This is a genomic window from Kribbella sp. NBC_00889 (genome assembly GCF_045207705.1).
Classification (GTDB): domain Bacteria; phylum Actinomycetota; class Actinomycetes; order Propionibacteriales; family Kribbellaceae; genus Kribbella.
Window position 1 is genome coordinate 8,464,827 of record NZ_CP108783.1, and the last position, 26,223, is coordinate 8,491,049.

Here is a 26,223-nt window from a genome sequence, read left to right on the forward strand (position 1 = left end):
AGTCCACGATGCAGCTCAAGATCGTCAAGACCGTTGCCACAGGCACCATCATCACCCTCGGCCTCGCCGCCGTCGCCTTCACTCCCGCCGCCTACGCCTCGACCACCAACCAGACCGCCACCCCACACCTGGTCGTTCTCACCGACCCCGTCCAGCTCCCGACCCGCAAAGCCGCCTAGAGGTCGAGGGACCAGTCGTTGCAACGCATCCAGTGACCCTTGGGATACTCGAAGTCGCGATCGCCGAGCAGGACGAAGCCGGCCTTGCGGCACAGCGCGTTGGAAGCGGCGTTCGTCACGCCGGGGTAAGCGTGCAGCGTGCTGTGCCTGCCGGCCGCAGCGGCGACCTTCGCCACCTCGGCTACTGCGGCGGTCGCCAGCCCACGCCCCTGGAACTCCGGCAGGATCGCCCAGCCGGTCTCCCAGACCGTCTCGGCCGGCTCGGTGTGCTCCCAGTAGCCGACCAACCCGGCCCGGTCGCCGTCGTCGGTGACGATCACGAACATTTGACCCGTGAAGGCGTTCTCGACGTACCGCTGCTGCCTCTCGCGCAGCTTGGCCGGGGTCTCCGGGCCGCCCAGGTGAGCGGTCATCTCGGGCGTGTTGCAGCCCTCGAGCAGGGTGAAGTCCTGCTTACTCCACGAATCCAGCGTCACCATGCCGACCAGTCAACCAGCCGGCACCGACAGCCTTTCGTCAGGTGGAGCGGCGAGCGCGGGCGGCGAGGGAGTGGGGGACGCCTCTTGTGTCCGGTTCCTCGAAGCGTTCGAGGGTCAAGCCGGTAGTGAGGAAGGCGTTCAGGTAGTCGGCGAGCGTGAGGTGGTGCATGCCGACGTGACGCCGGATCCCGTCGCCCCAGTACGGCGACTCCTCGTGCCAGCCCAGCCGGCGGTAGGAGGGGTGGATGAGGCGGCTGCCGTCCTCGTTCCAGACGACGTGCGGGCCGTTGAAGCACGGATGTACGCCGTACACGACGAGCACCCCGTCCGGCCGGAGCACCCGCGTGGCCTCGCGCACGACCTGGGCGAAGTCATCCACGTCCGTGGAGATCCACATCACCATCGCGGTGCCGAAGGACTCGTCGGCGAACGGGAGGCCGGCGGCGTCCGCGACCATCAGCGGACCGTCGGTCCGGCTCCGTGCCAGCCGCAACTGGTCGGCGGAGAAGTCCACCCCGACCACACTGCGCCCACTCGCCCGAATGGTCTCGAAGTTGCGCCCGGTGCCACACCCGATGTCCAGGCAGGGACCGGATCCAGGCCCGAGGAGCTCGAGCAGACCCGGCTGATGTGGTTCCGCTCCGGCCACGTACTTCGCGTCGTACCAGTCGGCCAGACCGTCGTACCGGGCCGTCGTACTGCTTGTCATCGGCGCCTCCCCAGGTCACCGCCCAGCCTATCGAAGCAGGCTGCTTTAGGTTCACCGCCTGACCTGCGGGTAAGCTTTGCCGACGTTCTCTTTGAGTTTGGATGGTCCACTGTGGGTTCTGTTATCAAGAAGCGCCGTAAGCGTATGGCGAAGAAGAAGCACCGCAAGCTGCTGAAGAAGACGCGGGTGCAGCGCCGCAAGCTCGGCAAGTAAGCAGTTCCCGCCGCGCCGGGGGCCGGCGCGGCCACTTGTGGGGTTGCTGTCTGGCTGGGGGTTTCTCGTGGCACAGGTAGTGATGGTGACCGGCGTCTCCCGGGACGCCGGTGCTCGCTGTGCCCGCAGACTGGCCGACGATCCGTCGATCGGCACGGTGCTCGGCGTCGATGTGGTGCCGCCACGGGCCGAGCTGGGCCGGGTCCGGTTCGTTCGGGCCGACATCCGCAACCCCGTGATCGCGAAGGTGATCGCCGCCGAGGGCGTCGACACGGTCGTCCACACCGGCGTCGTGGCCACCCCCGGTAGCGCCGGCGGCCGCTCGTCGATGAAGGAGATCAACGTCATCGGCACCATGCAGCTGCTCGCCGCCTGCCAGAAGGCGCCTGGCGTGGCCAAGCTGGTGGTGAAGTCGTCGACCACGGTGTACGGCGCCGGTCCGCGGGATCCGGCCATGTTCACCGAGGAGATGGCGCCGCGGGCGATCCACCAGACCGGGCTGAGCAAGGACGCGGTCGAGGTCGAGGGGTACGTGCGCGGCTTCGCCCGGCGCCGCCCCGACGTCCGCGTCTCCACGCTCCGGATGGCGAACTGGATCGGCCCCAGGACCGACTCCCCGATCACCCGGTACTTCGCGATGCCCGTCGTACCGACCGTCTTCGGGTACGACGCCCGCCTGCAGTTCCTGCACGAGGACGACGGCGTCGAGGCGATCCACCACGCCACCGTGAACGACCTGCCCGGGACCTTCAACCTGGCCGGCGACGGAGTGCTCTCGCTGTCCCAGGCGATCCGCAAACTCGGCCGTCCCGCGCTCCGGCTGCCGTCCTTCACCGCGTCCGGTACGGCGGCCGCCGTACGCCGGGCCCGGCTCGCGGACTTCTCGCCGGACCAGATCACCTTCCTGACCTACGGCCGCGCGGTGGACACCACCCGGATGCGGTCCGAGTTCGGGTTCGAGCCGAAGTACACGACCGCGGCCGCCTTCGACGACTTCCGTGACTCGCTCGGCCCCGGCGCGGTCGCCCGCGCGGCGTCGCTGCTGACGGCCGGACTGGGAGCGTTGCGTGGTTGACGCGGAGGTCATCCCGATCGGTGCCGGCGGACGTCCGGGCCGCGGATCAGGCCGCCGTACGACGCCGTCCGCGGCTGCTCGCGCACTCGCGGGGCCCGGAACGCGGTTGAAGAAGACGGGCAAGCGGTCGGTGGAGCCGCCCGCGGCGGAGCCGGTCGAGGCCGGACCGCGACCGCAGGAGCCGGTGGTCGAGGCGGCACCGCTGGACTTCGCGGGACTCGAGCGGGTCGTGCGCGAGCTGTTCGGCGAGGACGGGGAGCGGCGGGTCGCGGAGTGGCTCGCGTTCCTGCGGCGGCGGGTGAGCGGGGAGTACGAGCTCGACGAGTTCGGGTACGACTCCGACCTGACCGACCAGGTACTGCTGCCGATGCTGCGGCCGATGGTGGAGAAGTGGTTCCGGGTCGAGGTGCGGGGGATCGAGAACATCCCGGAGACCGGCAGCGCCCTGGTGGTCGCGAACCACTCCGGCACGATGCCGCTCGACGGGCTGGTCACCCAGGTGGTCGTCTCGGATCACACGAACCGGCCGCTGCGCACGCTCGCGGCGGATCTCGTGTTCCAGACGCCGTTCGTCGGGGAGCTGGCCCGCAAGGGCGGGGCGACGCTGGCGAGCAACGACGACGCCGAGCGGCTGCTGCGGCAGGGCAATCTGGTCGGTGTCTGGCCGGAGGGGTTCAAAGGTCTCGGCAAGCCGTTCTCCGAGCGGTACAAACTCCAGCGCTTCGGGCGGGGCGGGTTCGTCAGCGCCGCGATGCGGACCGGCGTACCGATCATTCCATGCTCGATCGTCGGCGCCGAGGAGATCTACCCACTGGTCGGCAACATCGCGTCGCTGGCGCGGTTGCTCGGCGTTCCGTACATCCCGATCACGCCGTTCTTCCCGCTGCTCGGACCGCTGGGGCTGATCCCACTCCCGTCCAAGTGGCTGATCGAGTTCGGCGAGCCGATCCGGACCGACGAGTTCCCCGACGGCGCCGCCGACGACCCGATGCTCGTTTTCAACGTCACCGACCAGGTCCGCGAAACCATCCAGCAGACCCTCTACACACTGCTGATGCGACGCCGCTCAGTCTTCTTCTGACAGCATCCCGGCGAGCACAGAAGAAGCCCGGCACATCGTGTATGCCGGGCTTCTGTGCGTCTGAGGCCTACTTCCAGGGTGGGAGCAAGGTCTGGACGACGCCGGGGAGATTGATGAGAGTCGGGATGCTGAGGGTCGGGAAGGGCCAGGGCCACGACGGTGTGCCTGGCGGGAGGCTCGGGACGATCGTGGGGGTCGTCGACGAGTTCGGGGTGTTGGGCTTCGGGGGCGTCTTCAGACTCGGCGGGGGAGTGTTGGACTCCTCGACGATCGTGGTGTTCGGCAGCTTGGCCGGCGACCCACTCGGCTGCGTGGACGCACCAGGCGCCGGCGCGGTGGACGACTTCGAACTGGGCGATCCGTTGGACGGATTGCTCGGCTCGGTGCCTACGCTCGGACCGGCAGGCTGGGTGCCCTTGGCCGGCTTCGGCTGATCGCACTTCGGGCAGGCGGCCGTGGTGTGCTGGGCCAGTTGCTCGATCGTGGCCAGCGCCTCCACGGCGGACTTCAGCGACTCCGCGGGCAGTTTCGGCGCGAGCTCACCAAGAGCCTGGCGGGCGTTCGTGATGAAGGTGGTGATCGCCGTGATCGAACCCTCGTCGCCGTCCTGCTGGTACGACGCGACCAGGCGGGACACGCCTTTGCGGGCCTGCGCCGAGAAGTCGTCCAGAGTGCCGTTGATCGTGCCCACGTCGCCGCCGTGCTCGGCCAGCGCGCGGACCTCGGACAGTCGGGTCATCGCGTGCTCGAGATCGCGCCGGCCGCGGGAGTCGTCCCCGACGCCCACGTTGGTGGCCACGTTCTCGATGCTGCGCTTCATCCCGTACAAGGTGTCGCCGGGCATCGCCTGCTGAGCGGCCGCGGCGGAACCGATGCCACCCCCGAGCAGGACCAGCGCGGCGGTACTGGCCACGAGCCGGATGCGCCGGCCGTGACGATGGCGGATAGGTGTCACGGACGCGTCGACGTCCTCGCGGGTCGGCGGGTCGTCCGGACCGTCGGGAGTGCTGTGCACCACCATCGGAGTCGTCGCCGCGCGGGCAGCCGCCTGTTCCATCAGGCGGTGCCGTAGCTCGGCACTGAACTCCGGACGCGGTGCCACTGCGCCGGCGGTCCTCAGCCGTCCGACCAGCTCCACAGCCTCCACAAGCTCCGGGTCATCGCTCAGTCGCGAAGAGTGACGGGGCCCGTGATCGACGGCGTGCGCGAATGACTCCGCGCGCGCTCGAGCCCTGTGTAGGTCACTCATGTGTTCTCGTTCTCCTCAATGGCCAGCCGGGGTCACCGACAGGTCCTCACGAAGGAGAACGAGGAAACTCGCTGACGGGTTACGAAAGACATTCGTTGTCATCCTCCTCACCTCAAGTCCTTGGGGATAACCTTCGCCAAGTGCCGTACGGCCCTCAGTTGCAGTTGCTTGACGGCGCCTTCGGACTTCTCCAGCGCCTTGGCCGTTTCCGCGATCGACAATCCGGCGAAGAATCGCATCGTCAGGCAGTCGCGTTGCTCCTCGGGCAAGGCCGCGACGGCGTCCCGCAGGACCTCGGCGGTGGCGGCGGCCAGTACGTCGACCTCCGGCCCCTCGGTCTGCCGGTCGTGCGTCTCGATCTCGTCCGTGACCACCTCGAGCCGGACCCGGCCGGACTTGTAGTGGTCGGTGATCAGGTTCCGGGCGATCGTCACCAGCCAGGCGCCGAAGTCCCGGCCCTGCCAGCGGAACGAGTCCAGTGCGCGCAGCGCCCGGACGAACGTCTCGCTGGTCAGGTCCTCGGCGAGTGCCGAGGACGACACCCGTGCGTAGATGTAGCGATAGACGGTGAGCGAGTACTCGTCGTACAGCTCACCGAAGGCACCGACGTCCCCGGCCTGGGCGCGATCGACGAGCTCCGCACGTCTCATCCCGTCCGGGCTTGGCTCCGGCGTCGTCAAGATTTCTCCCCGTTCAACTGACACGTCGTCTGACACATCCGCGAATGGCCACAGCGGCTGAGACAGCACCGAGCGTTATGCCTTAAGCACTCGCTGTCAACAGCCTGAGGCGTGCCGCCTTCCGTCCGGTCCGAGTCGTCACGAATGCGCCAGCGGGCCGGCACCGGACAACGGCGCAGCCTGCTGCCGGGGGTAATTGCGCATAGGAACCCCGGCTGGACGGTTTCTGCAGTGTGAGGTTCAGCAGAAGCTCGCCCACGAGTTCACCTGTATATCGCCCGTCACGCTCTGCTGCAACCGATCTGAGCGAGCCGAACGCCCCAACCGTGCCGGAAGCACGCACCGGCGACATGGCAGACTCGCCTGGTGAACTTCAATTTCACTGACATTCTTCGTGACACAGCGCAACGTCACGGTGAACGTCTGGCGCTGGTCGACGGCGACCGGCGGCTGACCTGGCGCGAACTCGACGAGATCGTCGGCGCGACCGCGCAGGGGTTCGCCGCGGCCGGCCTGGTGCCCGGGTACCGGGTCGTCCTGCTGATGGCCAACAGCATCGAGTTCGTCACGTCCTACCTGGGGATTCTCCGCGCCGGGCTGGTCGCCGTACCGCTGAACACCGGGCTGACCGAGCCCGAGATCGCGGCCGTCCTGAAGCACTCCGGAGCCCGTCTCGCGGTCACCGACGGGGACCTTGCGGCGAAGGTCGGCGAGGGGGTCCGGACGGTGCGTCCGGGCGCGCTCCAGGGTGACGCTCCGTTACTTCCGTCGATCGACCCTGAGACACTCGCGGTCCTGCTGTACACGTCCGGAACCAGTGGCGATCCGCGGGCGGCGATGCTCAGCCATCGGGCCCTGGCTGCGAACGTGAAGAATCTTTCCGAGCTCGGCGAGGACCGGATGGGCCCGGAGGACGTCGTCCTCGGGGTCCTGCCGATGTTCCACGCGTTCGGGCTGAACGCCGTACTGGGCTGGGCCGTCGCCACCGGCGCCGCGCTCGTGATCGACCAGCGGTTCGACCCCGCTCACACGCTCGACCTGATCGGCAAGTACGGCGTGACGCGGCTGCCACTCGCGCCGCCGGCGCTGAATGCCCTGCTGGCCCGATCGGACCTGCGGGACGCGCTGAAGACGATCAAGGTCGTGCTGACCGGCGCGTCCACCCTCGACCGCGAGATGGCGGACCGGTTCGAGCGTGAGACCGGCAAGTTCGTGCACCAGGGCTACGGCCTGACCGAGGCTTCGCCCGGTGTCACCACCACGCTGGGGGAGAGCGAGCCGAAGCCCGGCTCGGTCGGCCGTCCGCTGCCGAACGTCGAGCTCCGGATCGCCGACGAGCAGGGCGAGGACGTCGAGGGCGACGACCCCGGCGAGATCGTGATCCGCGGCGGCAACCTGTTCTCCGGCTACTGGCCGGACGGTGCCGAAGGCCCGGACCGCGACGGGTGGTACCGCACCGGCGACGTCGGTTTCCTGGATTCCGACGGCGACCTGTTCCTGGTCGACCGGCTCCGCGAGTTGATCATCGTGTCCGGGTTCAACGTCTTCCCGAGCGAGGTCGAGGAGGTGCTGGTCGGTGCGCCCGGGGTCCGTGAGGCCGCGGTCATCGGCGTACCGTCCGAGGAGACCGGCGAAGGGGTGAAGGCGTTCGTCGTACCGCAGGCCGGCGCGACCGTCGACACCGCCGAGGTCCGGGAGTACGCCGGGACGCGGCTGGCCAGGTTCAAGTGCCCGGTGGAGATCGAGGTGGTCGACCATCTGCCGCACTCGGTCACCGGCAAGGTCGCCAAGGGCCGGCTCCGGGAGGCGGACCGGTGAGCAGGGTCACGCTGTACGGGAAGCCCGGCTGTCACCTGTGTGACGACGCCCGGGAGATCGTCCGCGCGGTCTGTGCCGAGCTCGGGGTGGAGTGGACCGAGGTCGACATCACCCAGGACGCGCGGCTGTTCACGGAGTACGGCGAACAGATCCCGGTCACGTTCGTGGACGGCAAGCAGCACGACTTCTGGCGCGTCGACCCGGCGAGACTCACGAAGGCCTTGACCGCGTAGTGCGCTGGGTCACTCTCGCCGATTTTGTTCTCACGTTCACAAGCTCCTAGAGTAAGGAACGGGCCGCCGGCCGTCAGACCGCGGCCGAGCAACCGTTCCCAGGAGAATTGTGACGCGTGCCAGCAGCCGTCGACCGGGCCCGCCGACGAGAACCGAACGCGGTATCCCCGAGGCGACTGTCGCGCGCTTGCCGGTCTACCTGCGGGCCCTGACCGCACTGTCGGACAGCGGTATCGCGACCGCCTCGAGTGAGGACCTGGCCACCGCCGCCGGAGTCAACTCGGCCAAGCTGCGCAAGGATCTGTCCTACCTGGGCTCGTACGGCACCCGCGGCGTCGGGTACGACGTCGAGTACCTGCGGTACCAGATCGCCCGTGAGATCGGTGTCACCCAGGACTGGGCCGTCGTCATCGTCGGGATCGGAAACCTGGGCCACGCGCTGGCGAACTACTCCGGTTTCGGCACCCGCGGGTTCCGGATCGTGGCGCTGCTGGATGCCGACCCGAACCTGATCGGCGAGCGGATCGGCGACATGGAGGTCCGCGACTTCGCCGAGCTGGAGGACATCGTCAAGGCCGACCGGGTCTCGATCGGCGTCATCACCACTCCCGCCGGTCCGGCCCAGGGGGTGTGCGACCGGTTGGTCGCCGCCGGGGTGACCAGCATCCTGAACTTCGCGCCGGTGGTGCTGTCCGTGCCCACCGGTGTCGACATCCGCAAGGTGGACCTCTCGATCGAGTTGCAGATCCTGGCGTACCACGAACAACGAAAGTCCGGAGAGGCGGCGCTCCCCCAGGTGCCCGAGCTACCAGCGATGAACGGTCTGACGGATCTGCCGAGCGTGGGCGGAGGTGTCGGGGCATGAGCTACTTGGTCGTCGGTATCAGCCACCGCTCAGCTGACATCAACGTCCTCGAGCGCGTGGCGCTCGATCCGGACGCGGCGACCAAGCTGGCCCTGGCGGTCAAGAACAGTCCGGCCGTCGCCGAGTCCGCGGTGATCGCCACCTGCAACCGGACCGAGGTCTACGCGACCGTCGACCGCTTCCACGCGGGTATGGACGAGGTCACCGCGATCCTGTCCGACGTCACCGGCGTCCCGCTGCTGGATCTGGCCGAGCACCTCTACGTGCACTTCGAGGAAGGTGCCGTCGCACACCTGTTCCAGGTCGCGGTCGGGCTGGACTCGATGGTCGTCGGCGAGAGCCAGATCCTCGGCCAGGTGAAGGAAACGCTGCGCGTCGGCCAGGACCTGGAGACCATCGGCACCGACCTGAACGCCCTGCTCCAGCACGCGTTGCGGGTCGGCAAGCGGGCGCACGCCGAGACCGGCATCGACTCGGCCGGGCGCTCGGTCGTGTCGGCCGGGCTGGAAGCTCTCGGCGGGTTCGAAGGCCGCCGCGCGCTCGTCGTAGGCGCCGGCTCGATGGCCTCGCTGGCCGCGCAGACGCTGCTCAACGGCGGCGCGAAGAGCGTGACCATTGCCAACCGCAACTACGACCGCGCGGTCGCGCTGGCCGAGCGGGTCGGCGGTACGGCGATCCAGCTCGCGAACGTGCCCGACGCGCTGGCCGAGGCCGAGCTGGTCGTGTCCTGCACCGGTGCGCGGGGCGTCGTACTGACCGAGGAGATGATCCGGAACGCGACGGACGGGCAGCCGTTCGGCGTACTGGACGTCGCTCTGCCGCGAGACGTGGCTCCTGAGGCCGCGCGCATCCCGGGCGTCACGCTGGTCACCCTCGCCGACATCGCAGGGACGTCCGGCGGCAGTGAGGCCGACATCGACGAGGTACGCCGGATCGTCAGCGAGGAGACCGGGGCGTTCGAGGCGACCCGGCGGGCCGCGTCGGTCGCGCCGACGGTCGTCGCGCTGCGGGCGATGGCGACCGAGCTGGTCGACTCCGAGCTGGCCCGGCTGGAGCGCAGGCTGCCCGGCCTGGACGACGTCCAGCGGGAAGAGGTCACCCGGACGATCCGCCGCGTGGTCGACAAGGTGCTGCACAACCCGACGGTTCGGGTGAAAGAGCTCGCCGCTGATCCGGGCGGGCCGACGTACGCGAACGCACTGCGCGAACTCTTCGCCCTCGATCAGGCGACGGTCGACGCGGTGACCACGCCGAAGGCGCCCGGAGGTGAGCACGCATGATCAGGCTCGGCACCCGGCGGTCCGCGCTGGCGACCGTACAGGCAACCATGGTCGCCGACTGGCTGCGCGAGCTCGGCCACGAAGTCGAGCTGGTGCCGATCGTCACGACCGGGGACGTCAACAGGGCGCCGGTGGAGCAGATCGGCGGTACCGGCATCTTCGTCAGCGCACTGCGCGACGCCTTGCTGGCCGACGAGATCGACATCGCCGTGCACTCGTTGAAGGATCTGCCGACCCAACCACTCGAGGGCCTGGCCATGGGTGCCATCCCGGTCCGCGAGGACCCACGCGACGTGCTGGTCGCCCGCGACGGGCTCACCCTGGGAGAGCTGCCATCGGGTGCGCTCGTCGGCACCGGCGCGGCTCGCCGGGTGGCGCAGCTCGATGCGCTCGGCCTCGGCATCGAATGCACCGGGATCCGCGGCAACGTGGACACCCGGATCGGGATGGTCACCGACGGCAAATTGGACGCGGTGGTCCTCGCGAGGGCAGGGTTGTCCCGGTTGGGACGGCTCGCCGAGGTGACCGAGACCCTGGATCCGATCCAGGTCCTGCCCGCACCGGGACAAGGTGCCCTGGGCATCGAATGCCGGGCGGGTGACACCGAGGTGCTGGCCGCCCTGGCTCCGCTGGACGATGCGGCCACCCGGGCCGCGGTCACGGCGGAACGGCAACTGCTGGCCACGCTCGAGGCAGGCTGCACGGCTCCGGTCGGTGCACTCGCCGAGGTGGTCGACGGTGAGGACGGCCCCGAGCTGTGGCTGCGGGGCGCGCTCGGCCAGGACGACGGCGTACGGCGGCTCTCCGCGAACGGGCCGGTGGACGATCCGGTGGCCCTGGGCAAAGCGCTGGCGAACGAGTTGCTGGAGCGAACATGACACCGGCACGGGGAACGACGGCCGCCCACAAGGGGGCCCATGAGACGGCGCACAAGACGAGCAGGACGAGGACGAGGGCGAAGGCAGACGTGAGCAGCGCGAAGACAGCGGCCACCGCAGCATCCAGCACACCTCAGAAAGTGCCGGCGAAGGCCGCCGCCACCAGCACGGTCAAGCAGACCAGACCACTCGGCCATGTCACGTTCGTCGGCGTCGGGCCGGGTGACCCGTCCTTGCTGACCCTGGCCGGCCGCGACGTACTGGCGAACGCCGACGCGGTCGTTGTCGAGGGCCCCGAGCACAACGCGTTCCTGGCGTACTGCCGGCCGGGCGTCGAGGTGATCGACGGTTCCGGCGCCGAGGGCAGCCGGGCACTGAAGGTCGCCGCCCGGGCCCGACTCGTGGTGAAGACGGCCAAGACCTCGGCGAACGTGGTCCGCCTGCTCACCGGCGACCCGTTCACCTTCTCCAGCGGAGCCGAGGAGGCGTCCGCGTGCCGGAAGGCCGGCATCGGCTTCAACGTCATCCCCGGTGTCAGCGAGGTCAGCGCCGTTCCGACGTACGCCGGTATCCCGCTGACGATGAAGGGTGACCGCGAGGTCACCGTGCTCGACCTGGCCGAGGCCAAGCTCGACCTCGGCCGGCTGAACCCGAAGCAGACGCTGGTGCTGCTGAACGCTGTGGACGTTCTGAAGGACACCGCCAACGCTCTGATCGAGTCCGGCTTCGACGGCAGCACGCCGGTCGCGGTGACCGTCGGCGGGACGACGACCGCACAGACCAGTGTGGTCGGGACCTTGGAGACGATCGTCGCTGACCTGCGCGCGGCCAAGGTGACCGGCGAGGCCGTGATCGTGGTCGGTGCCGTGGTCGAGCAGCGCGAGGCGCTGTCCTGGTTCGAGACCAAGCCGCTGTTCGGCTGGCGGATCCTGGTGCCGCGCACCAAGGACCAGGCCGGGCCCCTGATGGATCGGCTTCGCCGCTACGGCGCGATGCCCGAAGAGGTCCCGACGATCTCGGTCGAGCCGCCGCGCAACCCGCAGCAGATGGACAAGGCCATCCGTGGCCTGGTCGAGGGCCGGTACGAGTGGGTCGCGTTCACCTCGGTCAACGCGGTCAAGGCGGTCCGGGAGAAGTTCGACGAGTACGGCCTGGACGCGCGGGCGTTCTCCGGGCTGAAGATCGCCGCGGTCGGCGACAAGACCGCCGAGGCGATCGGTGCCTGGGGCATCCGTCCGGACCTGGTCCCGTCCGGCGAGCAGTCGGCCGCCGGCCTGGTCGAGGACTGGCCGCCGTTCGACGAGGTGCTGGACCCGATCAACCGGGTGTTCCTGCCGCGCGCGGACATCGCCACCGAGACGCTGGTCGCGGGCCTGACCGATCTCGGCTGGGAGGTCGACGACGTGACGGCGTACCGGACCGTCCGGGCCGCGCCGCCGCCCGCGCCGACCCGCGAGGCGATCAAGTCCGGCAAGTTCGACGCGGTGGTGTTCACCTCCTCCTCGACGGTGCGCAACCTGGTCGGCATCGCCGGCAAGCCGCACGCGTCCACGGTGATCGCGGTCATCGGCCCGGCCACGCTGAAGACGGCCGAGGAGCACGGCCTGCGGGTCGACGCGATGGCCGAGACGCCGGCCGCCGAGGAGCTGGCCGACGCCCTCGCCCGGTTCGGTGCGGACCGGCGTGACACCATGGTCGAGGCCGGGGAACCGGTCACCCGCCCGTCCGAGCGGCGCTCGGGCTCACGCAGGAAGAGCTAGGTCCGTGTCTGGTGGTTTCCCGGAGGTCAGGCCGCGGCGGCTTCGGTCGTCGGCGGCGGTGCGCAGGCTGGTCGCGGAGACCACGCTGGAGCCGCGGCAGCTGATCCTGCCGATGTTCATCCGGGAAGGCGCCCGGGAGCCGATCGCGATCAAGTCCATGCCGGGCGTCGTGCAGCACACCCGCGACACCGCGCGGAAGGCGATCGCCGAGGCGGCTCAGCTCGGACTCGGCGGCGTGATGCTGTTCGGCATCCCTGCCGTCAAGGACGAGGTCGGGTCTGGTTCGCTGGATCCGGACGGGATCCTCAACGTCGCGATCCGGGACGCTGTCTCGGAGGCCGGCGACGCGTTGCTGGTGATGTCGGACCTATGCCTGGACGAGTTCACCTCGCACGGGCATTGCGGCGTACTCGACTCCTCCGGTCGCGTGGACAACGACGCGACGCTGTCGATCTACGCGGAGATGGGCGTCGCGCAGGCTTCCGCCGGCGCGCACGTGGTCGGCCCGTCCGGGATGATGGACGGCCAGGTCGGCGCGATCCGTACGGCGCTCGACGCGGCCGGTCACCTGGACACGGTCATCCTGGCGTACGCCGTGAAGTACGCGTCCGCGTTCTTCGGTCCGTTCCGCGAGGCGGTGGACTCGTCGCTGCAGGGCGACCGGAAGACGTACCAGCAGGACAGCGCGAACGCCCGCGACGCGATCCGCGAGGTCGACCTCGACATCGCCGAAGGCGCCGACATCGTGATGGTGAAGCCGGCCCTGGCGTACCTCGACATCATCCGCCAGGTCCGCGACCACGTGAACGTCCCGGTCGCGGCGTACAACATCTCCGGCGAATACGCGATGGTCGAGGCCGCAGCCGCCAACGGCTGGATCGACCGCGACCGCGCAATCCTGGAGACCCTGACCTCCATCCGCCGGGCCGGCGCCGACACCATCCTCACCTACTGGGCAGCAGAAGCCGTACACCTCCTGAACCACCACTGACCCACCGAGGTCCACCCCGCGCACGTCGCGCCCACTCCGGCCTACCCGTGTCTCCGCTGGGCGGCATGTGTTGGCTCGGCATGTGAAACGTCTGGCGTGCTTGCTCTCAGCAACTGCATCACCGACGGATCAGGCGTGATGGTTCACGCGGGGCGCCGGGCGTCGGTCGCCGTGAAGGTGTCGTCGTCCCACGGATTGAAGGGTGGGGGCGCGCCGGACGTGGGTGGAGGTGGCGTGGACGTGTGTACGGCGGGCTCGGGGCCGTCGTTCCATGGGTCGACGCATGGGTTGAGCTTGTGGGTTGGTGAGTTGGGGGAGCGACGGGCGGTCGGTATCTGCCTGGTGGGATCGCGGTGGCGCCGGTCCAGGCGGGGCGGGTGACGCGGACTATGCCGTCGATGATGCGGATGTGCCAATGGCCGGAGTGCAGGTCGTTGTGGTGGCGCTTGCAGAGCAGTACCAGGTTCGACACGGCAGTCACACCACCCTCCAGCCACGGCACGACATGATGGGCCTCGCACTGGATCGGCGGCGCGCCGCACACGACGCAACCCTTGTCGCGGGCGTTCAGCGCGCGCCGCATCGGTCGGGTGACGAGGCGTTGGCTGGTGCCGACGTCGAGGGGCTGCGACTTGGAGCCGAGCACGATCGGGAGGATCTCGGCATCGCAGGCCAAGCGGCGGATGGCTCCGGCCGACAGGTTGTCCCCGAACACCAGGGCACCGGTCGCGTTCGCGGTCGCGGCTTTGAGATCGTCGAAGTCGATGGTCACGCTGAGCTGTGCCTTCGGGCCGAACCCCGGCACGAATCCACCACCGTCCACACCCGGACCGCCATCCACACCCGGACCATCACCCTCCCCGGTCCGAGTTGGAGCTGACGACGCGGGGTTCGTGGCACGGTCGGTGTGCCGGGCGGCACCGCTTGTCAGGTGTGCGGTGGCGGCGGTGTTCAGGACCGTGGTGAGGGCGTCGGCCTGGCGCTTGTCACGAGGACGCGGGTCGAGCTCACCGTCGACAGTCTTGTGTGGTCTGGCTTGGGCATGGATGAGGGTGCGCAGCAGTTCCGCGTTCTCATTGGCCAGGTAGCCACGGAAGGTCACGCCGCGATCGGCGGTTTTCATTGTGAGGGATTCACGGGCGTACGCCGTCTGCTCGTCCGGTTCGGGGCCGTCGGGGTCGAGGATGTCGTGGATCTTCTTGCCTGCGCGGCGTAGCGCGGAGGGCGTGTGGGTGGCCGCCAGGCCGATCAGTTGCCGTTCGGCGAACTCGACGTCCTCGGCAGGCACCGTTGAGGGCAGCCTGGCCATGACCGACATGATCGCCTCGGCCTGCGCGGGATGGACGCGCCAGGCTCCAGCCGTGGAGCCGTCCGGGTCGCTGAGTGCCTCAGTCTCACTGGCTGCAGGATGGGCGGTGGTCGGGTTGGCGAAGGGGACGCTCGGGTCAGGGAGAGCGGCCGTGGTGGCGGGGTGCCTGGTCAGACGGCTGGCGACGCGGACGTCCCGGTGAGCTTCGGTCGCGTCGATGCGGTAGCGCTGGGACAGCAGGCGGGCGGTGTCACCGGCGCCGAGGTCCTTGGCGTACCCGGATTGGTCGAGGCCGGCGATCAGCTGCCACTTGATCGTCTCCAGCCGAGCCACCCCGGCGACCACTGCGTCGAGAGCCGACAGCTTCTCGCTGTCGCTCATCGACCAGAAGGGTCGTTCGCCGAGGATCTCCATGCCAAGGACTCTAGACAGGCCCTCCGACAGTTTCCCACTCCGAAAACCCCTTGTTCTCAAGGGATCTCAAGACACGAGGTTATTCACAGCCAAGCGTCCTGTGGACAACCGATCCCGAGACGTTGCTTCGAGCAACGAATTAGGTGTGGTGTTTCTGGATGAAGGCGAGCGCGGTGTCGGCGACCTGTTCCCAGCCGGAGTCGATGACCAGGGAGTGGCCCCGGGTGGGGATTTCTTCGATCTCGGTGATGGACGGGTTGACGAGCTGTTTGCGGTACGACGCGTTGGTGATGGCCCAGGGGACGGTGTGGTCGTGCTCGCCGGAGAGGAACTTCATCGGGCCGCGGTTCGGGTTGGCTCGGTCGACCGCCGTCTCGCTGTCCGGGTTGAAGTTGGCGCCCGCTGCCTGGAACAGCGGCAGCCCTGGCCCCGGCACCGGGAACTCGTCGTACAGCTTCCGGGCCTCGTCCTCCGGTACGGCGTTGACGAAGGCGTACCGGAACTGGCCGTAGGTCAGCATCACGGCCTTCTTCCGGTTCGCGGGATTCCGCAGGGCCGGGAACGACGCCCGCAGCGCGGACAGCGGCAACGGCAGGATGCCTCGCCCTGGCGCCGGGTCGATCGGGACCGAGACAGTCGCGAGGCCCATCCCGGCCAGCTTCTGCGTGATCAGCCCGCCGAACGAGTGTCCGACGATCGCCGGCTGCCGCTCCAGCCGCGAGATCATGTCCGCGTAGTACTCCGTGACCGCCCCGACCGATTTCCCCGCGAAGCTCGCCGGATTGGCCCGCCCTTCGCCGACGCTCTCCGGATCATCCGGCCAGCCTGGCGCGACGGTCGCGTACCCGGCCGCTTCGAACTTCTCCCGCCACCGCAGCCAGCTCCCGGCCAGCAACCACAGCCCATGCACGAACATCACCACCGGCCGCCCCGAGGTGTTCGCGATCTCGACCTCGCCCAACTCTCGTGCTGTGGCCATCCGCCCGCACCCCCTTTCGCGCAGTAGACCACACTCCTCACGCGCGGAGAAGCGGACGGGCCGCAGGCGATCAGCCCTTCAGGCCGGTCTGGGCCAGGCCCTCGACGAACTGGCGTTGCGCCAGCACGAAGATGATCAGCACCGGCAGCGCCGACAGGGTGGCGGCGGCGAGTTGGGTGTTCCACATCGGGCCGCCGTACGCGTCGACGTACTGGGTCAGCGCGTGCGGGATGGTGAACTTGGACTTGCTGGACAGGAAGACGATCGGCTCCGGGTAGAGGTTCCAGCTGTGCAGGAAGGTGAAGATGGCGACCGCGCCGATCGCCGGCCGGGCCAGCGGGAGGCAGACCCGCCAGAACAGGCCGAAGCGGCCGAGACCGTCCACGCGACCGGCTTCCTCGGGCTCAGCGGAGAGCGTGATGAAGAACTGCCGCATGATGAACGTCCCGCAGCTCAAGGCGTTCCTCTACTTCCACACCGACGGCGACGACACCGACAACCACTGGCGGGTCGACACACCGGCCGCGAACCCGGCGTTGAGCTCGCTGGTCGGGTTCGCGTCCGATCCGTACTTCAATCCCTAGGCGGTCCGTAGTCTGAGCACCTGACGGGTCGGGATGCGGCCGGTGAGGTACACGCGGAGGCCGTCCGGGGTCAGGTTGCCGCCGAGGTAGGTGTAGCGCTCGCCCGGGTCCATGCCGACCCGGGCGGCGCCCGAGCCAGGGCCGAACTCGATCCGGTCGGAGCCGACGGTGTAGCTGCCGGTGCCGCTCACCAGCTGGTAGTTGCCTGGGGCATCCAAGGCCTCGACGCCGGCCAGCGTGCCGCCGGGCCGGAAACAGAGCTCGATCGCGTACGACGTCTCGTCGCCGTCGAGATCGAAGGTCAGGTCGAAGCCGTTGCCGACCTCGACGACGGTGACCTCGGTCCGCAGCGTGCGGAACTGCTTCGGCCGGTGCGGGAAGTCCATCGACGCGTAGAACCGGCCGTCCGGCGTCAGCGCGTACAGCCCGTCCCTGCGCCGGTACCGCTTGGGCAACGGCAGGTGGTACGGCACCTTCACCTCGTCCGCGAGCTCGAAGCTGCGATCGCCCGTACGACGCAGTCCGTCGCTGCGGAAATGGCCGGTACTGAAGAACTGTGGCGACAACCGGACCGAGTCGAGGATCGCGGCACCTTGGCGGAGCTTGAAGAAGGTCGGGTTGGTGGACAGCCCGGACGAGATCACCGGGAGGTCGTGGAAGTCGGTCCCGCCGAACACGGTCGCGGTCCGATCGCCGCGCCGGATCCGGGCCGACCCCTGGGTCGGGAAGTGCTGGGCGAAGTCGATCGGTACGGGCTCGGCGCCAGGCAGGGCCGCGGCCAGCTCCGGCCGCTCGAGCACCTCGGCGAGGAAGTCGCCGAGCTCACCGGTCCCGCGCTGCTCGATGCTCTTGGCAACGGTCGCGAACCGTCCGTCCCGGTCGTGCAGCGCGAGCTCGCGGTACTGCGTCAGGTACCACCAGACCTCGCGGATCCCCTTCTGGTCCTGCCGGCGCGACGCGGTCGTGTCGACCTCCCCGTTCGGCTCCAGCAGGTACAGCGTCGAATCCAGGTTGCGCCGGACGTACCCGAGCAGTTCAGACTTGTCCCGCAGCCAGGCGATCGTCAGCAGACAAGGGTTCGTCACCTCGGCGGCGTACGTCGAACTCCGCTCGCTGTAGAAGCCTTCCGGGGTCGCGTCGATGCCCTCGTCCAGCCAGTCGTCGATCCGGGCGGCGTACCGGCGATCCGGGAACAGGTGGTGGGTCCGCGCCAGTGCTGCGGAGACTTCCCAGCGGTGGTTGGGCGTGTGCACCCCACCGCTCGCCAGGGCCGGGCCGGCCTTCCGCAGTACCTGCTCGAGGATCGTGCGGTGCGGCAGCGTGGCCGGCTGGTCGTCGGCGTCGAGCAGGGCGTAGAGCATGCAGACGTCCTGGATCGCGAACGCGCTGTCCGGCGGTGAGTGCAGGTTGCCGACGTCGTACAGGCCGTCGTCGTGCTGCCGCGCGGCCAACTGCTCGACCAGCCACTGCAGTGGCGCCAGCAGCGAGGCGTCATGGTGGTACGACGACCGGCCCCAGACGTATCCGGAGATGAGGCGCCGCGCCTTGCGGGCCACGGTCCGGATGCTGTCGGAGGCGTTCTGGTAGTTGCCGAGCACCAGCGGGATCTGCTTCTGGTTGGCGTTGGTGAGAACGGTCAGGAAGTCGTCGTCCACGGTGGCTCCTGCGGCGTTCGCCGCGGCGGTGGGGTGCTGGGTGGTCGAGTGCAGTGCACCGACCGTAAGAGTGGTCAGCGAACCGGCGAGAAAGGTACGGCGCTGCATCGGGCGGCCTCCACGGAGAATACAGGAAAGCGGTTTCCCGTTGCGCAGAACTGTTGCCTCGGGAGTATGTCCTGTCAAGAGCTCGCAGCTGACCGCATCCGGTCAGTCCGGCCCTCACCGAGGTCTTGCGTAAACCGGTTTCTCGTACTAGCTTGACCGGCCAAGGCAAACGCTTTCCGGCAACCGCCTGGAGCTTTCCGGAGGGAAGAAAGTATGAGTGCGCTGGGTGAGCTCGGCAGCCTCCGGCGGAAGAAAGTGGCCGGGCAGCAGCCGAACCGGAACCGTTGGACCGGGAACGTGAAGAAGAAGGACAACCTGTCCGCGTACCTGTTCCTGACGCCGTGGCTGCTCGGCCTGTTCCTGATCACCATCGGGCCGATGCTGGCCTCGCTCTACCTGTCGTTCACGGACTACAACCTGATCCAGGCGCCGAAGTGGATCGGGCTGGAGAACTTCACCCGGATGCTGTCCGACGAGCGGCTGCACAACTCGCTGCGGGTGACCTTCACCTACGTGTTCGTCTCGGTCCCGCTGCAACTGGCGATCGCCTTGCTGCTCGCCGTCGTACTCGACCGCGGCGTCCGCGGGATGGCGTTCTACCGTTCGGTCTTCTACCTGCCGTCGCTGCTCGGCTCGAGCGTCGCGATCGCCGTCTTGTGGCGGCAGGTGTTCGGCACCGAGGGCCTGTTCAACCAGTTGCTCGCCCTGGTCGGCGTCGACGGCAAGGGCTGGATCTCCGACCCGAGTACGGCGCTCGGCACGCTGGTGGTGCTGAACGTGTGGACGTTCGGGTCGCCGATGGTGATCTTCCTGGCCGGCCTGCGGCAGATCCCGACGATGTACTACGAGGCGGCCTCGGTCGACGGCGCCGGCGTACTGCGCCGGTTCTTCAGCATCACGCTGCCGCTGCTCACCCCGATCATCTTCTTCAACCTGGTGCTGCAGATCATCCACGCGTTCCAGTCGTTCACCCAGGCCTTCGTGGTCTCCGGGGGCAGCGGCGGGCCGTCGGACTCGACCATGTTCTTCACGCTCTACCTCTACGACCGGGGCTTCGGCAATTTCGACATGGGCTATGCGTCCGCGATGGCGTGGTTCCTGCTCGTGATCATCGGAGTCTTCACCGCGGCGAACTTCTTCGCCTCGAAGTACTGGGTGTTCTATGACGACTGAGACGATCCGCAGCAGCCTCGCCGCGCGGCGGACCACCGGTGTGAGCTGGGCCCGGGTCCGCCCGGTGCTGATCCACGTCGCGCTGGCCGCGGCCGCCCTGGTGATGCTCTACCCGTTGATCTGGATGGTGGTCAGCTCACTGCGGCCGGGCAACGAGATCTTCCGCGAGCCCGGGATCCTGGTGAGGGACCTGCACATCGACAACTACCGGCTCGGCTGGAACGCGCTGGCCGAACCGTTCACCCGCTACCTGCTGAACTCGGCGGCGGTGGTGCTCGGCGCGATCATCGGCAACCTGGTGTCCTGCTCGATGGCGGCGTACGCGTTCGCCCGGCTCGACTTCAACGGCAAGAAGTTCTGGTTCGCGATCATGCTGGTCAGCATCATGCTGCCGATCCACGTGGTGATCGTGCCGCAGTACATCTTGTTCTCGCAGGCCGGCTGGATCAACACGTTCCTGCCGCTGGTGGTGCCGAAGCTGCTGGCCACCGACGCGTTCTTCGTCTTCTTGATGGTGCAGTTCATCCGCGGCATCCCGCGTGAGCTGGACGAGGCGGCCCGGATCGACGGCTGCGGCCGGGCCGGGATCTTCCTGCGGGTGATCCTGCCGCTGATGACGCCGGCCCTGGCCACCACCGCGATCTTCACCTTCATCTGGACCTGGAACGACTTCTTCAGCCAGCTGATCTACCTGACCGATCCGAAGATGTACACCGTGCCGGTCGCGCTGCGGTCGTTCGTCGACGCGACCTCGAGTACGAACTGGGGGTCGATGTTCGCGATGTCGGTCGTCTCCCTCGTTCCCGTCTTCCTCGCATTCCTGCTCGGCCAGCGGTTCCTGATCAAGGGCATCGCCACCACCGGCATCAAGTAACCCCCTGAAAGGTGCACACATCATGAGGCCGCTCATCCCACCCACCGCGGGCCGGCGCCTGCGGGCCCTGGCCGCCGTCGCGATCGCTTCCACCCTGCTGGCCGCCAGCGCGTGCGGTGGTGACTCCGGCGGTGGCGGCGGTGGCGACTCCGCCAACGGCGAGGTCACACTCCGCTTCACCTGGTGGGGCGGCGACACCCGGCAGAAGATGACCCAGCAGGCCATCGAGGCCTTCCAGAAGGACCACCCGAACATCAAGATCAAGGGTGAGTTCGGCGAATGGTCCGGGTACTGGGACAAGCTCGCCACCACCGTCGCGGCCAACGACGCGCCGGACATCATCCAGATGGACGAGAAGTACCTGCGTGAGTACGCCGACCGCGGCGCGCTGCAGGACCTGAAGAAGGCCGACGGCCTGGACACCGGCAAGTTCGAGAAGGACACCCTCGGCGCCGGCGAGTTCGACGGTGGTCTCTACGGGCTGAACGCCGGGATCAACTCGTTCGCCGTGGTCGCCAACCCGGCCGTGTTCAAGGCCGCCGGGGTCGCCCTGCCCGACGACACCAAGTGGACCTGGGACGACTACACCCGGATCGCCGCGGAGATCACCGCCAAGTCCGGCGGCAAGGTGTCCGGGACCGGTGCACCCGGTACCAACGAGGCCGCGCTGAACCTGTGGGCCCGCCAGCACGGCGAGTCGCTGTGGACCCAGGACGGCAAGCTCGGCATCTCGGCCGGTCAGGTGACCGACTTCTACAAGAACCTGCTGAAGATGCGCGACGCGAAGGCGATCCCGTCGGCCGAGTCCATCTCGCAGGACATGAACGCGCCGCTGGACCAGTCCGCGATGGCGACCGGCAAGCTGGGCATGAGCTTCATCTGGAGCAACCAGCTGGTCGCGTTCAGCAAGGCGGCCGGGACCGAGCTCAAGCTGCTGCGCATCCCGAGCACCGACGGCACGGCGGCCGACAACGGCTCGTACTACAAGGGCTCGATGTTCTGGTCGATCTCGTCGCGGTCGAAGCACCAGAAGGAGGCGACCGAGTTCGTCAACTTCCTGGCCAACAGCACCGCAGCCGGCAACATCCTGCTCGCCGAGCGCGGCGTGCCGCCGAACACCGAGATCCGCGCGGCGGTCGACCCGAAGCTGCAGCCGGCCGACGCGGCCTCGTCGAAGTTCATCCAGGACATCGGCAAGGAGCTCGGCGACCCGTCGCCGGCGCCGCCGGTCGGTGGTGGTCAGGTGGAGAAGATCACCCAGCGCTACACCACCGAGGTACTGTTCGGCCGGCTCACGCCCGACAAGGCCGCGACTGCGTTCATCGACGAGGTCAACGGGGAGCTCAAATAGTGTTGCTGACGGCAACTGATTGGCCATGACGCCTCGCGTGGCCGTGGCAGGTGTCCACGGCCACGGGGCGTCCCACGTCCGCAACGTCATCCGACTGGCCGCTGAGGGGAAGGCGCAGCTCGTCGCTGTCGCCGACCCTCGGCCGGCCGAGGACCTGCCCGCAGGGGTTGAGGTCTTCGGTGGGCTGGACGACGTGCTCGCGTCGACGGCGGTCGACGTGGTGATCATCAGTACGCCGATCCAGACGCACGTTGCGCTGGCCGAGGCGGCGTTGCGGGCCGGGGCCGACGTACTGCTGGAGAAACCTCCGACGGCGTCGCTGGCGGAGTTCGAGAAGTTGTCCGCGGTCGTCGCTGAGACGGGCCGGGACTGTCAGGTCGGCTTTCAGGCTCAGGCATCTGAGGCCACGTTGACGTTGGCGTCGATGGTGGCCGACGGGCGGCTTGGGGAGATCCGCGGGATCAGCGCCGTTGGCAAGTGGGTGCGGAAGGCGCAGTACTTCCAGCGGGCGCGGTGGGCCGGTCGACGTACGCTCGACGGTGTTGCGGTGGTCGACGGCGCGGTGACGAACCCGCTGGCCCATGCGGCCGCGGCTGCGTTGTTGCTCGACGGGTCGACCGGGGTGGACGACGTACGGTCCGTCGAGACGGAGTTGTTCCACGCGAACCCGATCGAGTCCGACGACACGTCCACGGTGCGGATCGTGACGGGTCGCGGTACGACGATCCTGATCGCGGTGACGCTGTGCGCGTCGGAACATCTCGAGCCGCGCGTGATCGTGCACGGGTCCGCTGGTCGCGCCGAACTGCGGTACACGACGGACACGCTCGAGATCACCGACGCCAGTGGCACGACCGAGACGACGTACGGCCGGGCCGGGCTGCTGGAGAACCTGCTCGACCATCGTGCGGATCCCGGCGTACCGCTGTATGTCCCGCTGGCCGCGACCGGGGGATTCACCCGCGTGGTCGAAGCGGTACGGGTGGCGGACGAGCCGGTCGAGATCCCGGCCGGGCTGGTCCGGTGGGAGGGGGAGGGACTCGAGCGGCGGCCGATCGTGCTCGACGTGGAGAAGTGGGTGGATCGGGCCGCCGACGAACTCGCCGTGTTCAGCGAACTCGGCGCGCCATGGACGAATCCACGGGAACAGGAGATTCGATGACGCAGAACCTCGGCTGCAACCACGCCGTCGGCCACTCGATCCAGGTCACCGCGGGCGACGGCGAGCTGTTCACCTATGTCTACCGGGCCACGGATCGGCAACTGGAGTCGCCGCGGCCCTACTTCCACCCGATCCGGACGGTCGAAGGCGCCGGGTGAGGTCGAGAACCGCCAGGCCATCACAATCGCCGCCGGCGCAGGTCTCCTCCGCCTGACGCCGCAGTTGGCTGGTGATCGCGATGGCCTGGCGGTCCGGTGAAGCGGGTGTCAGCGCTCGTTCGGGCCGAGCCAGAGCCCGCCGTTGGCTTCGAGGACCTGGCCGGTGACCCAGCGCGCGTCGGCGGACGCGAAGAACGCGATCACGTCGGCGAGGTCGGCGGACTGACCGTGCCGCCCGAGGGCGACCATGCCGGCCACCAGTGCGGCGGAGTTCGGGTCCTGCAGCCAGCCGTTCATGTCGGTCTCGGTGATGCCGGGAGACACCGTGTTCACGGTGATCTGGCGCGGGCCGAGGGTCCGGGCGAGCGAGCGGGTGAAGACGTTCAGTGCTCCCTTGGTCATGCCGTAGCCGATCTCGGGCTGGGCGAACCAGGTGACACCCGACGACACGTTGACGATGCGGCCGCCGTCGGGCATCAGGGGCAGGAACCGCTGGGTGACGAAGAGCGGCGCCTTGACGTTCACCGCGATCAGCCGGTCGAACGCTTCGGGCGTGATGCCGTCGATGCTGTCGGCGTAGTCGATGACGGCGGCGTTGTTGACCAGGATGTCGAGACCGGCGCCGTCGAGTCCGGCGACCAGGCCGTCGTACAACGTGTCGACGTCGCCGTCGGTGCCGAACTCCGCGCCGACCGCGAACGCGTCTCCGCCGGCAGCGGTGATCGCCTCCACGGTCTCCTTGGCCGCCGCCTCGTTCGTGCCGTAATGCACCCCGACGCGCGCACCGTCCGCGGCCAGCCGCTCGGCCGCGGCCCGCCCGATCCCGCGTGATCCACCGGTCACCAACGCCGTCTTTCCCTGCAAGCTCATATCGTGGCCCCTCTCGAAACGGAACGATCCCTAACATCAATGTAAGGGAACGATCCCTGACATTGCTACCCTGTTTCTCATGAGGACCCGCAGAAGCTCGGACGAGACCCGTGCACACGTGCTGGAGATCGCGCACGAGCTGTTCTACTGGCAGGGGATCCGGGCGATCGGCGTGGACCGGATCGCGGCCGAGGCCGGCATCGCTCCGACCACGCTGTACCGCCTGTTCGCGTCCAAGGACGATCTGGTCGCGGCGTACGTCGACCGTGCCTACGAGGCGTACCGCGAGTGGTTCCGTACGTCGCTCGAACGCGGTGGCGACGATCCGCGCGACCGGGTGCTGGCGCTCTTCTCCGAGCAGAACGCGATGCTCCAGCCCGACATCTGCCGGGGCTGCCCGTTCCTGATGGTGCTGACCGAGTTCCCGGACGAGAAGCTGGCCGGACACCAGCGGGCGATCCAGTTGAAGGAGTGGGTCCGCGACCAGTTCGTTGCCTTGGCCAACGACCTGGAGGCCGATGACCCGGACCAGCTGGCCGCGCATCTCACGCTGATCTTCGAGGGCGCCTACGCCTCGGTCCAGGCGCTCGGCAGCGTCGGGCCGGCAGCCCAGGCGCGCCCGCTGGTGGAGAGCCTCCTGAAGTAGACGAGCGTCAGCGGGGCAGTGCGAGAGTGAAGGTCGTGCTCTCCGGCTGAGAGGTGAGGGTGAGGGTGCCTTGGTGGGCTTGGGTGATCGAGTGGGCGAGGGACAGGCCTAGGCCGGCGCCGCCGGAGGTTCGGGTGCGGGAGGTGTCGGCTCGGGTGAAGCGCTGGAAGACGGTGGGTTGCAGGTCGGTGGGGATGCCGGGTCCGTCGTCGTGGATGGTGAGGACGGCGGAGTCGGTGGACGAGGTCAGGACGACCGTGACCGTCGTACCCGGAGGAGTGTGACGGCGGGCGTTGCCGAGGAGGTTGGTGACGACCTGGTGCAGGCGTTGCTCGTCGCCGATGACGACAACGGGATCCGACGGCAGGCTCAACCGCCACACGTGCTCGGGCGCCACGATCCGCGCGTCGGCGATCGAGTCGTGCGCCAGCCGGCTGAGGTCCACCGGACGACGGTCGAGCGGACGGCCCGCATCGAGACGAGCCAGCAACAGGAGGTCCTCCACGAGCGCCGCCATCCGGGTCGCCTCGACCATCACCTTGCCCATCGCCTGCGCGTACAACTCGGGATCACGCCGCTGCAGACTCAACTGCGCATACCCGTGAATCGTGGTCAGAGGCGTCCGCAGCTCATGGGAGGCATCGGCAACGAACTGCCGCACCTGAACCTCACTCCGATGCCGCGCATCCAGCGACCGCTCCATGTGCCCCAGCAACGTGTTCAAGGCGACCGCGACCTGACCGACCTCGGTCCGTTCGTCCGTCAGCCGTGACGGCACCCGCGCCGTCACCCCGATCTCACCGGTGTCCAGCGGCAACCCCGCCACCTCACGAGCCGTCTGCGCGACTCGCCGCAGCGGCCGCAGTTGCCGTCGTACGACGAACACCGCGGCACCGCCCGCGGCCAGCACGCCGACGCCGCCGAACAGCACCTCCCACCCGATCAGACTGTTGACCGTGTCATCGATGTCCTTGGTCGGCAACCCGGTGATGACCGTGACGTCGCCGATCCGGGAAGCGTGCACCCGGTACTGCCCCAGACCGGGAACGGTCACGGTCGCATTCGTGCCACCGGCGGGTACGGCCTCCAGGACAGCGAGGTCTTGGTCGGACAGGGTGGTGACCTCGCCTGCGGTTGTGATCACGTTGCCGATGGCATCCGACGCACTGCGGTAGACGGTCACAGTGCCGGCGTCCTGCCCGTGCGGAACGTCCGGCGGCGGCTTGTTCCCGCCGCCGTTGGTCAGCACGCCGAGCGCCCGCCCATGCGTCGCCATCACCTTGGTGTCGAGTTGCTTGGTCAGGTACGAGCTGATGGCGGCGGTCGTCAGCACACTGATCAGCACACTCACGACCGCGACCAGCAGCACGACCGCGGCCGCGACCCGTGCGGTCAGCGAGGCAGGCACGAACCGCGTCATGCACCCCAGCATGAGCAACCAGCCCTGGAG

28 protein-coding genes are annotated in these 26,223 nt (G+C 68.6%); 18 read left to right on the top strand and 10 right to left on the bottom strand.

The window, feature by feature from the left end; translation table 11 throughout:
* Nucleotides 1-8: 8 nt before the first annotated feature.
* On the top strand, nt 9-179 hold the full coding sequence (locus OG817_RS41735; protein ID WP_406050532.1) for a hypothetical protein: 171 nt from the start codon (nt 9-11) through the stop codon (nt 177-179).
* Here OG817_RS41735 and OG817_RS41740 read toward each other — a convergent pair.
* Both OG817_RS41740 and OG817_RS41745 read right to left on the bottom strand, forming a co-directional pair.
* Nucleotides 176-658: a GNAT family N-acetyltransferase gene (locus OG817_RS41740; protein WP_406050533.1), complete on the bottom strand. Its 483-nt coding sequence runs from the start codon at nt 656-658 to the stop codon at nt 176-178. The two genes, OG817_RS41735 and OG817_RS41740, sit on opposite strands and share 4 nt — an antisense overlap.
* A 37-nt stretch (nt 659-695) precedes the next feature.
* Nucleotides 696-1,367: a class I SAM-dependent methyltransferase gene (locus OG817_RS41745; RefSeq protein WP_406050534.1), complete on the bottom strand. Its 672-nt coding sequence runs from the start codon at nt 1,365-1,367 to the stop codon at nt 696-698.
* A gap of 111 nt (nt 1,368-1,478) precedes the next feature.
* Here OG817_RS41745 and OG817_RS41750 point away from each other — a divergent pair, with 111 nt between their 5' ends.
* The 3 genes from OG817_RS41750 to OG817_RS41760 all read left to right on the top strand — a co-directional run bounded on the left by OG817_RS41750 (nt 1,479) and on the right by OG817_RS41760 (nt 3,736).
* On the top strand, nt 1,479-1,580 hold the full coding sequence (locus OG817_RS41750) for a 30S ribosomal protein bS22 (protein WP_008356322.1): 102 nt from the start codon (nt 1,479-1,481) through the stop codon (nt 1,578-1,580).
* 82 nt (nt 1,581-1,662) lie between these two features.
* Nucleotides 1,663-2,655, top strand: a complete 993-nt coding sequence (locus OG817_RS41755) for an NAD-dependent epimerase/dehydratase family protein (RefSeq protein WP_396393000.1) — start codon at nt 1,663-1,665, stop codon at nt 2,653-2,655.
* Complete coding sequence (locus OG817_RS41760) at nt 2,648-3,736, top strand: lysophospholipid acyltransferase family protein (RefSeq protein WP_406050536.1); 1,089 nt, start codon at nt 2,648-2,650, stop codon at nt 3,734-3,736. Before OG817_RS41755 ends, OG817_RS41760 begins: the two co-directional genes overlap by 8 nt.
* Before the next feature lie 67 nt (nt 3,737-3,803).
* Here the strand turns inward: OG817_RS41760 and OG817_RS41765 are convergent, their stop codons facing one another.
* Both OG817_RS41765 and OG817_RS41770 read right to left on the bottom strand, forming a co-directional pair.
* Nucleotides 3,804-4,883 (bottom strand): DUF5667 domain-containing protein, encoded by a 1,080-nt coding sequence (locus OG817_RS41765; RefSeq protein WP_406050538.1) that lies wholly within the window; start codon nt 4,881-4,883, stop codon nt 3,804-3,806.
* Between the two features lie 209 nt (nt 4,884-5,092).
* Nucleotides 5,093-5,665: a sigma-70 family RNA polymerase sigma factor gene (locus OG817_RS41770; RefSeq protein WP_238162892.1), complete on the bottom strand. Its 573-nt coding sequence runs from the start codon at nt 5,663-5,665 to the stop codon at nt 5,093-5,095.
* A 366-nt stretch (nt 5,666-6,031) separates the two neighbouring features.
* Between OG817_RS41770 and OG817_RS41775 the strand changes: the two genes are divergently transcribed.
* From OG817_RS41775 to hemB, 7 genes are all read left to right on the top strand, one after another.
* On the top strand, nt 6,032-7,483 hold the full coding sequence (locus OG817_RS41775) for a class I adenylate-forming enzyme family protein (RefSeq protein ID WP_406050540.1): 1,452 nt from the start codon (nt 6,032-6,034) through the stop codon (nt 7,481-7,483).
* A complete protein-coding gene (locus OG817_RS41780) occupies nt 7,480-7,716 on the top strand; it encodes a glutaredoxin family protein (protein ID WP_406050541.1) in 237 nt (78 codons plus the stop codon). The genes OG817_RS41775 and OG817_RS41780 overlap by 4 nt, the downstream gene beginning before the upstream one ends.
* A 109-nt stretch (nt 7,717-7,825) precedes the next feature.
* Nucleotides 7,826-8,581: a redox-sensing transcriptional repressor Rex gene (locus OG817_RS41785; protein ID WP_131360150.1), complete on the top strand. Its 756-nt coding sequence runs from the start codon at nt 7,826-7,828 to the stop codon at nt 8,579-8,581.
* Nucleotides 8,578-9,861, top strand: coding sequence for a glutamyl-tRNA reductase (locus OG817_RS41790; protein WP_406050543.1), 1,284 nt, complete (start codon nt 8,578-8,580; stop codon nt 9,859-9,861). Before OG817_RS41785 ends, OG817_RS41790 begins: the two co-directional genes overlap by 4 nt.
* Nucleotides 9,858-10,739 carry a hydroxymethylbilane synthase gene (hemC, locus tag OG817_RS41795; RefSeq protein WP_406050545.1) on the top strand — a complete coding sequence of 294 codons (882 nt, stop codon included), beginning with the start codon at nt 9,858-9,860 and terminating at the stop codon, nt 10,737-10,739. Before OG817_RS41790 ends, hemC begins: the two co-directional genes overlap by 4 nt.
* 89 nt (nt 10,740-10,828) lie before the next feature.
* A complete protein-coding gene (locus OG817_RS41800) occupies nt 10,829-12,499 on the top strand; it encodes a uroporphyrinogen-III synthase (RefSeq protein WP_396392540.1) in 1,671 nt (556 codons plus the stop codon).
* A 4-nt stretch (nt 12,500-12,503) separates the two neighbouring features.
* On the top strand, nt 12,504-13,490 hold the full coding sequence (gene hemB / locus OG817_RS41805; RefSeq protein WP_406050548.1) for a porphobilinogen synthase: 987 nt from the start codon (nt 12,504-12,506) through the stop codon (nt 13,488-13,490).
* Between the two features lie 118 nt (nt 13,491-13,608).
* On the opposite strand, the gene OG817_RS41810 is transcribed toward hemB, so the two are convergent.
* The 3 genes from OG817_RS41810 to OG817_RS41820 all read right to left on the bottom strand — a co-directional run bounded on the left by OG817_RS41810 (nt 13,609) and on the right by OG817_RS41820 (nt 16,628).
* Nucleotides 13,609-15,213, bottom strand: coding sequence for a DUF222 domain-containing protein (locus tag OG817_RS41810; protein WP_406050550.1), 1,605 nt, complete (start codon nt 15,211-15,213; stop codon nt 13,609-13,611).
* Nucleotides 15,214-15,352: 139 nt separating this feature from the next.
* A complete protein-coding gene (locus tag OG817_RS41815; protein ID WP_406050552.1) occupies nt 15,353-16,192 on the bottom strand; it encodes an alpha/beta hydrolase in 840 nt (279 codons plus the stop codon).
* A 70-nt stretch (nt 16,193-16,262) separates the two neighbouring features.
* Nucleotides 16,263-16,628, bottom strand: coding sequence for a carbohydrate ABC transporter permease (locus OG817_RS41820; RefSeq protein ID WP_406050553.1), 366 nt, complete (start codon nt 16,626-16,628; stop codon nt 16,263-16,265).
* Here OG817_RS41820 and OG817_RS41825 point away from each other — a divergent pair.
* Entirely contained in the window at nt 16,627-16,776 is a 150-nt protein-coding gene (locus OG817_RS41825; protein ID WP_406050555.1) for a hypothetical protein, read from the top strand. The two genes, OG817_RS41820 and OG817_RS41825, sit on opposite strands and share 2 nt — an antisense overlap.
* Here OG817_RS41825 and OG817_RS41830 read toward each other — a convergent pair.
* A complete protein-coding gene (locus OG817_RS41830) occupies nt 16,773-18,539 on the bottom strand; it encodes a hypothetical protein (protein WP_406050556.1) in 1,767 nt (588 codons plus the stop codon). The two genes, OG817_RS41825 and OG817_RS41830, sit on opposite strands and share 4 nt — an antisense overlap.
* Nucleotides 18,540-18,752: 213 nt before the next feature.
* Between OG817_RS41830 and OG817_RS41835 the strand changes: the two genes are divergently transcribed.
* Genes OG817_RS41835 through OG817_RS41855 form a run of 5 tightly spaced genes read left to right on the top strand, consistent with a single transcriptional unit; the run spans nt 18,753 to nt 23,257 of the window.
* On the top strand, nt 18,753-19,712 hold the full coding sequence (locus OG817_RS41835; protein WP_406050557.1) for a carbohydrate ABC transporter permease: 960 nt from the start codon (nt 18,753-18,755) through the stop codon (nt 19,710-19,712).
* The gene (locus tag OG817_RS41840; protein ID WP_396392532.1) at nt 19,702-20,586 is read left to right on the top strand and encodes a carbohydrate ABC transporter permease; all 885 of its coding nucleotides are present in this window, start codon (nt 19,702-19,704) and stop codon (nt 20,584-20,586) included. Before OG817_RS41835 ends, OG817_RS41840 begins: the two co-directional genes overlap by 11 nt.
* 22 nt (nt 20,587-20,608) lie before the next feature.
* On the top strand, nt 20,609-21,937 hold the full coding sequence (locus OG817_RS41845) for an ABC transporter substrate-binding protein (protein WP_396392531.1): 1,329 nt from the start codon (nt 20,609-20,611) through the stop codon (nt 21,935-21,937).
* Between the two features lie 25 nt (nt 21,938-21,962).
* Nucleotides 21,963-23,099 carry a Gfo/Idh/MocA family protein gene (locus tag OG817_RS41850; protein ID WP_406050559.1) on the top strand — a complete coding sequence of 379 codons (1,137 nt, stop codon included), beginning with the start codon at nt 21,963-21,965 and terminating at the stop codon, nt 23,097-23,099.
* Entirely contained in the window at nt 23,096-23,257 is a 162-nt protein-coding gene (locus tag OG817_RS41855; protein WP_406050560.1) for a DUF6807 family protein, read from the top strand. Before OG817_RS41850 ends, OG817_RS41855 begins: the two co-directional genes overlap by 4 nt.
* A gap of 108 nt (nt 23,258-23,365) precedes the next feature.
* Here OG817_RS41855 and OG817_RS41860 read toward each other — a convergent pair whose 3' ends face one another.
* Nucleotides 23,366-24,127 (bottom strand): SDR family NAD(P)-dependent oxidoreductase, encoded by a 762-nt coding sequence (locus OG817_RS41860; protein WP_406050561.1) that lies wholly within the window; start codon nt 24,125-24,127, stop codon nt 23,366-23,368.
* A gap of 79 nt (nt 24,128-24,206) precedes the next feature.
* Between OG817_RS41860 and OG817_RS41865 the strand changes: the two genes are divergently transcribed.
* The gene (locus OG817_RS41865; RefSeq protein ID WP_406050563.1) at nt 24,207-24,773 is read left to right on the top strand and encodes a TetR/AcrR family transcriptional regulator; all 567 of its coding nucleotides are present in this window, start codon (nt 24,207-24,209) and stop codon (nt 24,771-24,773) included.
* Between the two features lie 7 nt (nt 24,774-24,780).
* On the opposite strand, the gene OG817_RS41870 is transcribed toward OG817_RS41865, so the two are convergent.
* The gene (locus OG817_RS41870; protein WP_406050564.1) at nt 24,781-26,193 is read right to left on the bottom strand and encodes a sensor histidine kinase; all 1,413 of its coding nucleotides are present in this window, start codon (nt 26,191-26,193) and stop codon (nt 24,781-24,783) included.
* Nucleotides 26,194-26,223 lie beyond the last annotated feature (30 nt).

Coding starts and splice junctions, on each gene's coding strand:
- OG817_RS41835 (WP_406050557.1), top strand. CDS start 18,753: ATGAGTGCGCTGGGTGAGCTCGGCAGCCTCCGGCGGAAGAAAGTGGCC.
- OG817_RS41840 (WP_396392532.1), top strand. CDS start 19,702: ATGACGACTGAGACGATCCGCAGCAGCCTCGCCGCGCGGCGGACCACC.
- OG817_RS41745 (WP_406050534.1), bottom strand. CDS start 1,367: ATGACAAGCAGTACGACGGCCCGGTACGACGGTCTGGCCGACTGGTAC.
- OG817_RS41855 (WP_406050560.1), top strand. CDS start 23,096: ATGACGCAGAACCTCGGCTGCAACCACGCCGTCGGCCACTCGATCCAG.
- OG817_RS41810 (WP_406050550.1), bottom strand. CDS start 15,213: ATGGAGATCCTCGGCGAACGACCCTTCTGGTCGATGAGCGACAGCGAG.
- OG817_RS41870 (WP_406050564.1), bottom strand. CDS start 26,193: ATGACGCGGTTCGTGCCTGCCTCGCTGACCGCACGGGTCGCGGCCGCG.
- OG817_RS41820 (WP_406050553.1), bottom strand. CDS start 16,628: ATGCGGCAGTTCTTCATCACGCTCTCCGCTGAGCCCGAGGAAGCCGGT.
- hemC (WP_406050545.1), top strand. CDS start 9,858: ATGATCAGGCTCGGCACCCGGCGGTCCGCGCTGGCGACCGTACAGGCA.
- OG817_RS41850 (WP_406050559.1), top strand. CDS start 21,963: ATGACGCCTCGCGTGGCCGTGGCAGGTGTCCACGGCCACGGGGCGTCC.
- OG817_RS41825 (WP_406050555.1), top strand. CDS start 16,627: ATGATGAACGTCCCGCAGCTCAAGGCGTTCCTCTACTTCCACACCGAC.
- OG817_RS41865 (WP_406050563.1), top strand. CDS start 24,207: ATGAGGACCCGCAGAAGCTCGGACGAGACCCGTGCACACGTGCTGGAG.
- OG817_RS41740 (WP_406050533.1), bottom strand. CDS start 658: ATGGTGACGCTGGATTCGTGGAGTAAGCAGGACTTCACCCTGCTCGAG.
- OG817_RS41815 (WP_406050552.1), bottom strand. CDS start 16,192: ATGGCCACAGCACGAGAGTTGGGCGAGGTCGAGATCGCGAACACCTCG.
- OG817_RS41735 (WP_406050532.1), top strand. CDS start 9: ATGCAGCTCAAGATCGTCAAGACCGTTGCCACAGGCACCATCATCACC.
- OG817_RS41755 (WP_396393000.1), top strand. CDS start 1,663: ATGGTGACCGGCGTCTCCCGGGACGCCGGTGCTCGCTGTGCCCGCAGA.
- OG817_RS41845 (WP_396392531.1), top strand. CDS start 20,609: ATGAGGCCGCTCATCCCACCCACCGCGGGCCGGCGCCTGCGGGCCCTG.
- OG817_RS41830 (WP_406050556.1), bottom strand. CDS start 18,539: ATGCAGCGCCGTACCTTTCTCGCCGGTTCGCTGACCACTCTTACGGTC.
- OG817_RS41790 (WP_406050543.1), top strand. CDS start 8,578: ATGAGCTACTTGGTCGTCGGTATCAGCCACCGCTCAGCTGACATCAAC.
- OG817_RS41860 (WP_406050561.1), bottom strand. CDS start 24,127: ATGAGCTTGCAGGGAAAGACGGCGTTGGTGACCGGTGGATCACGCGGG.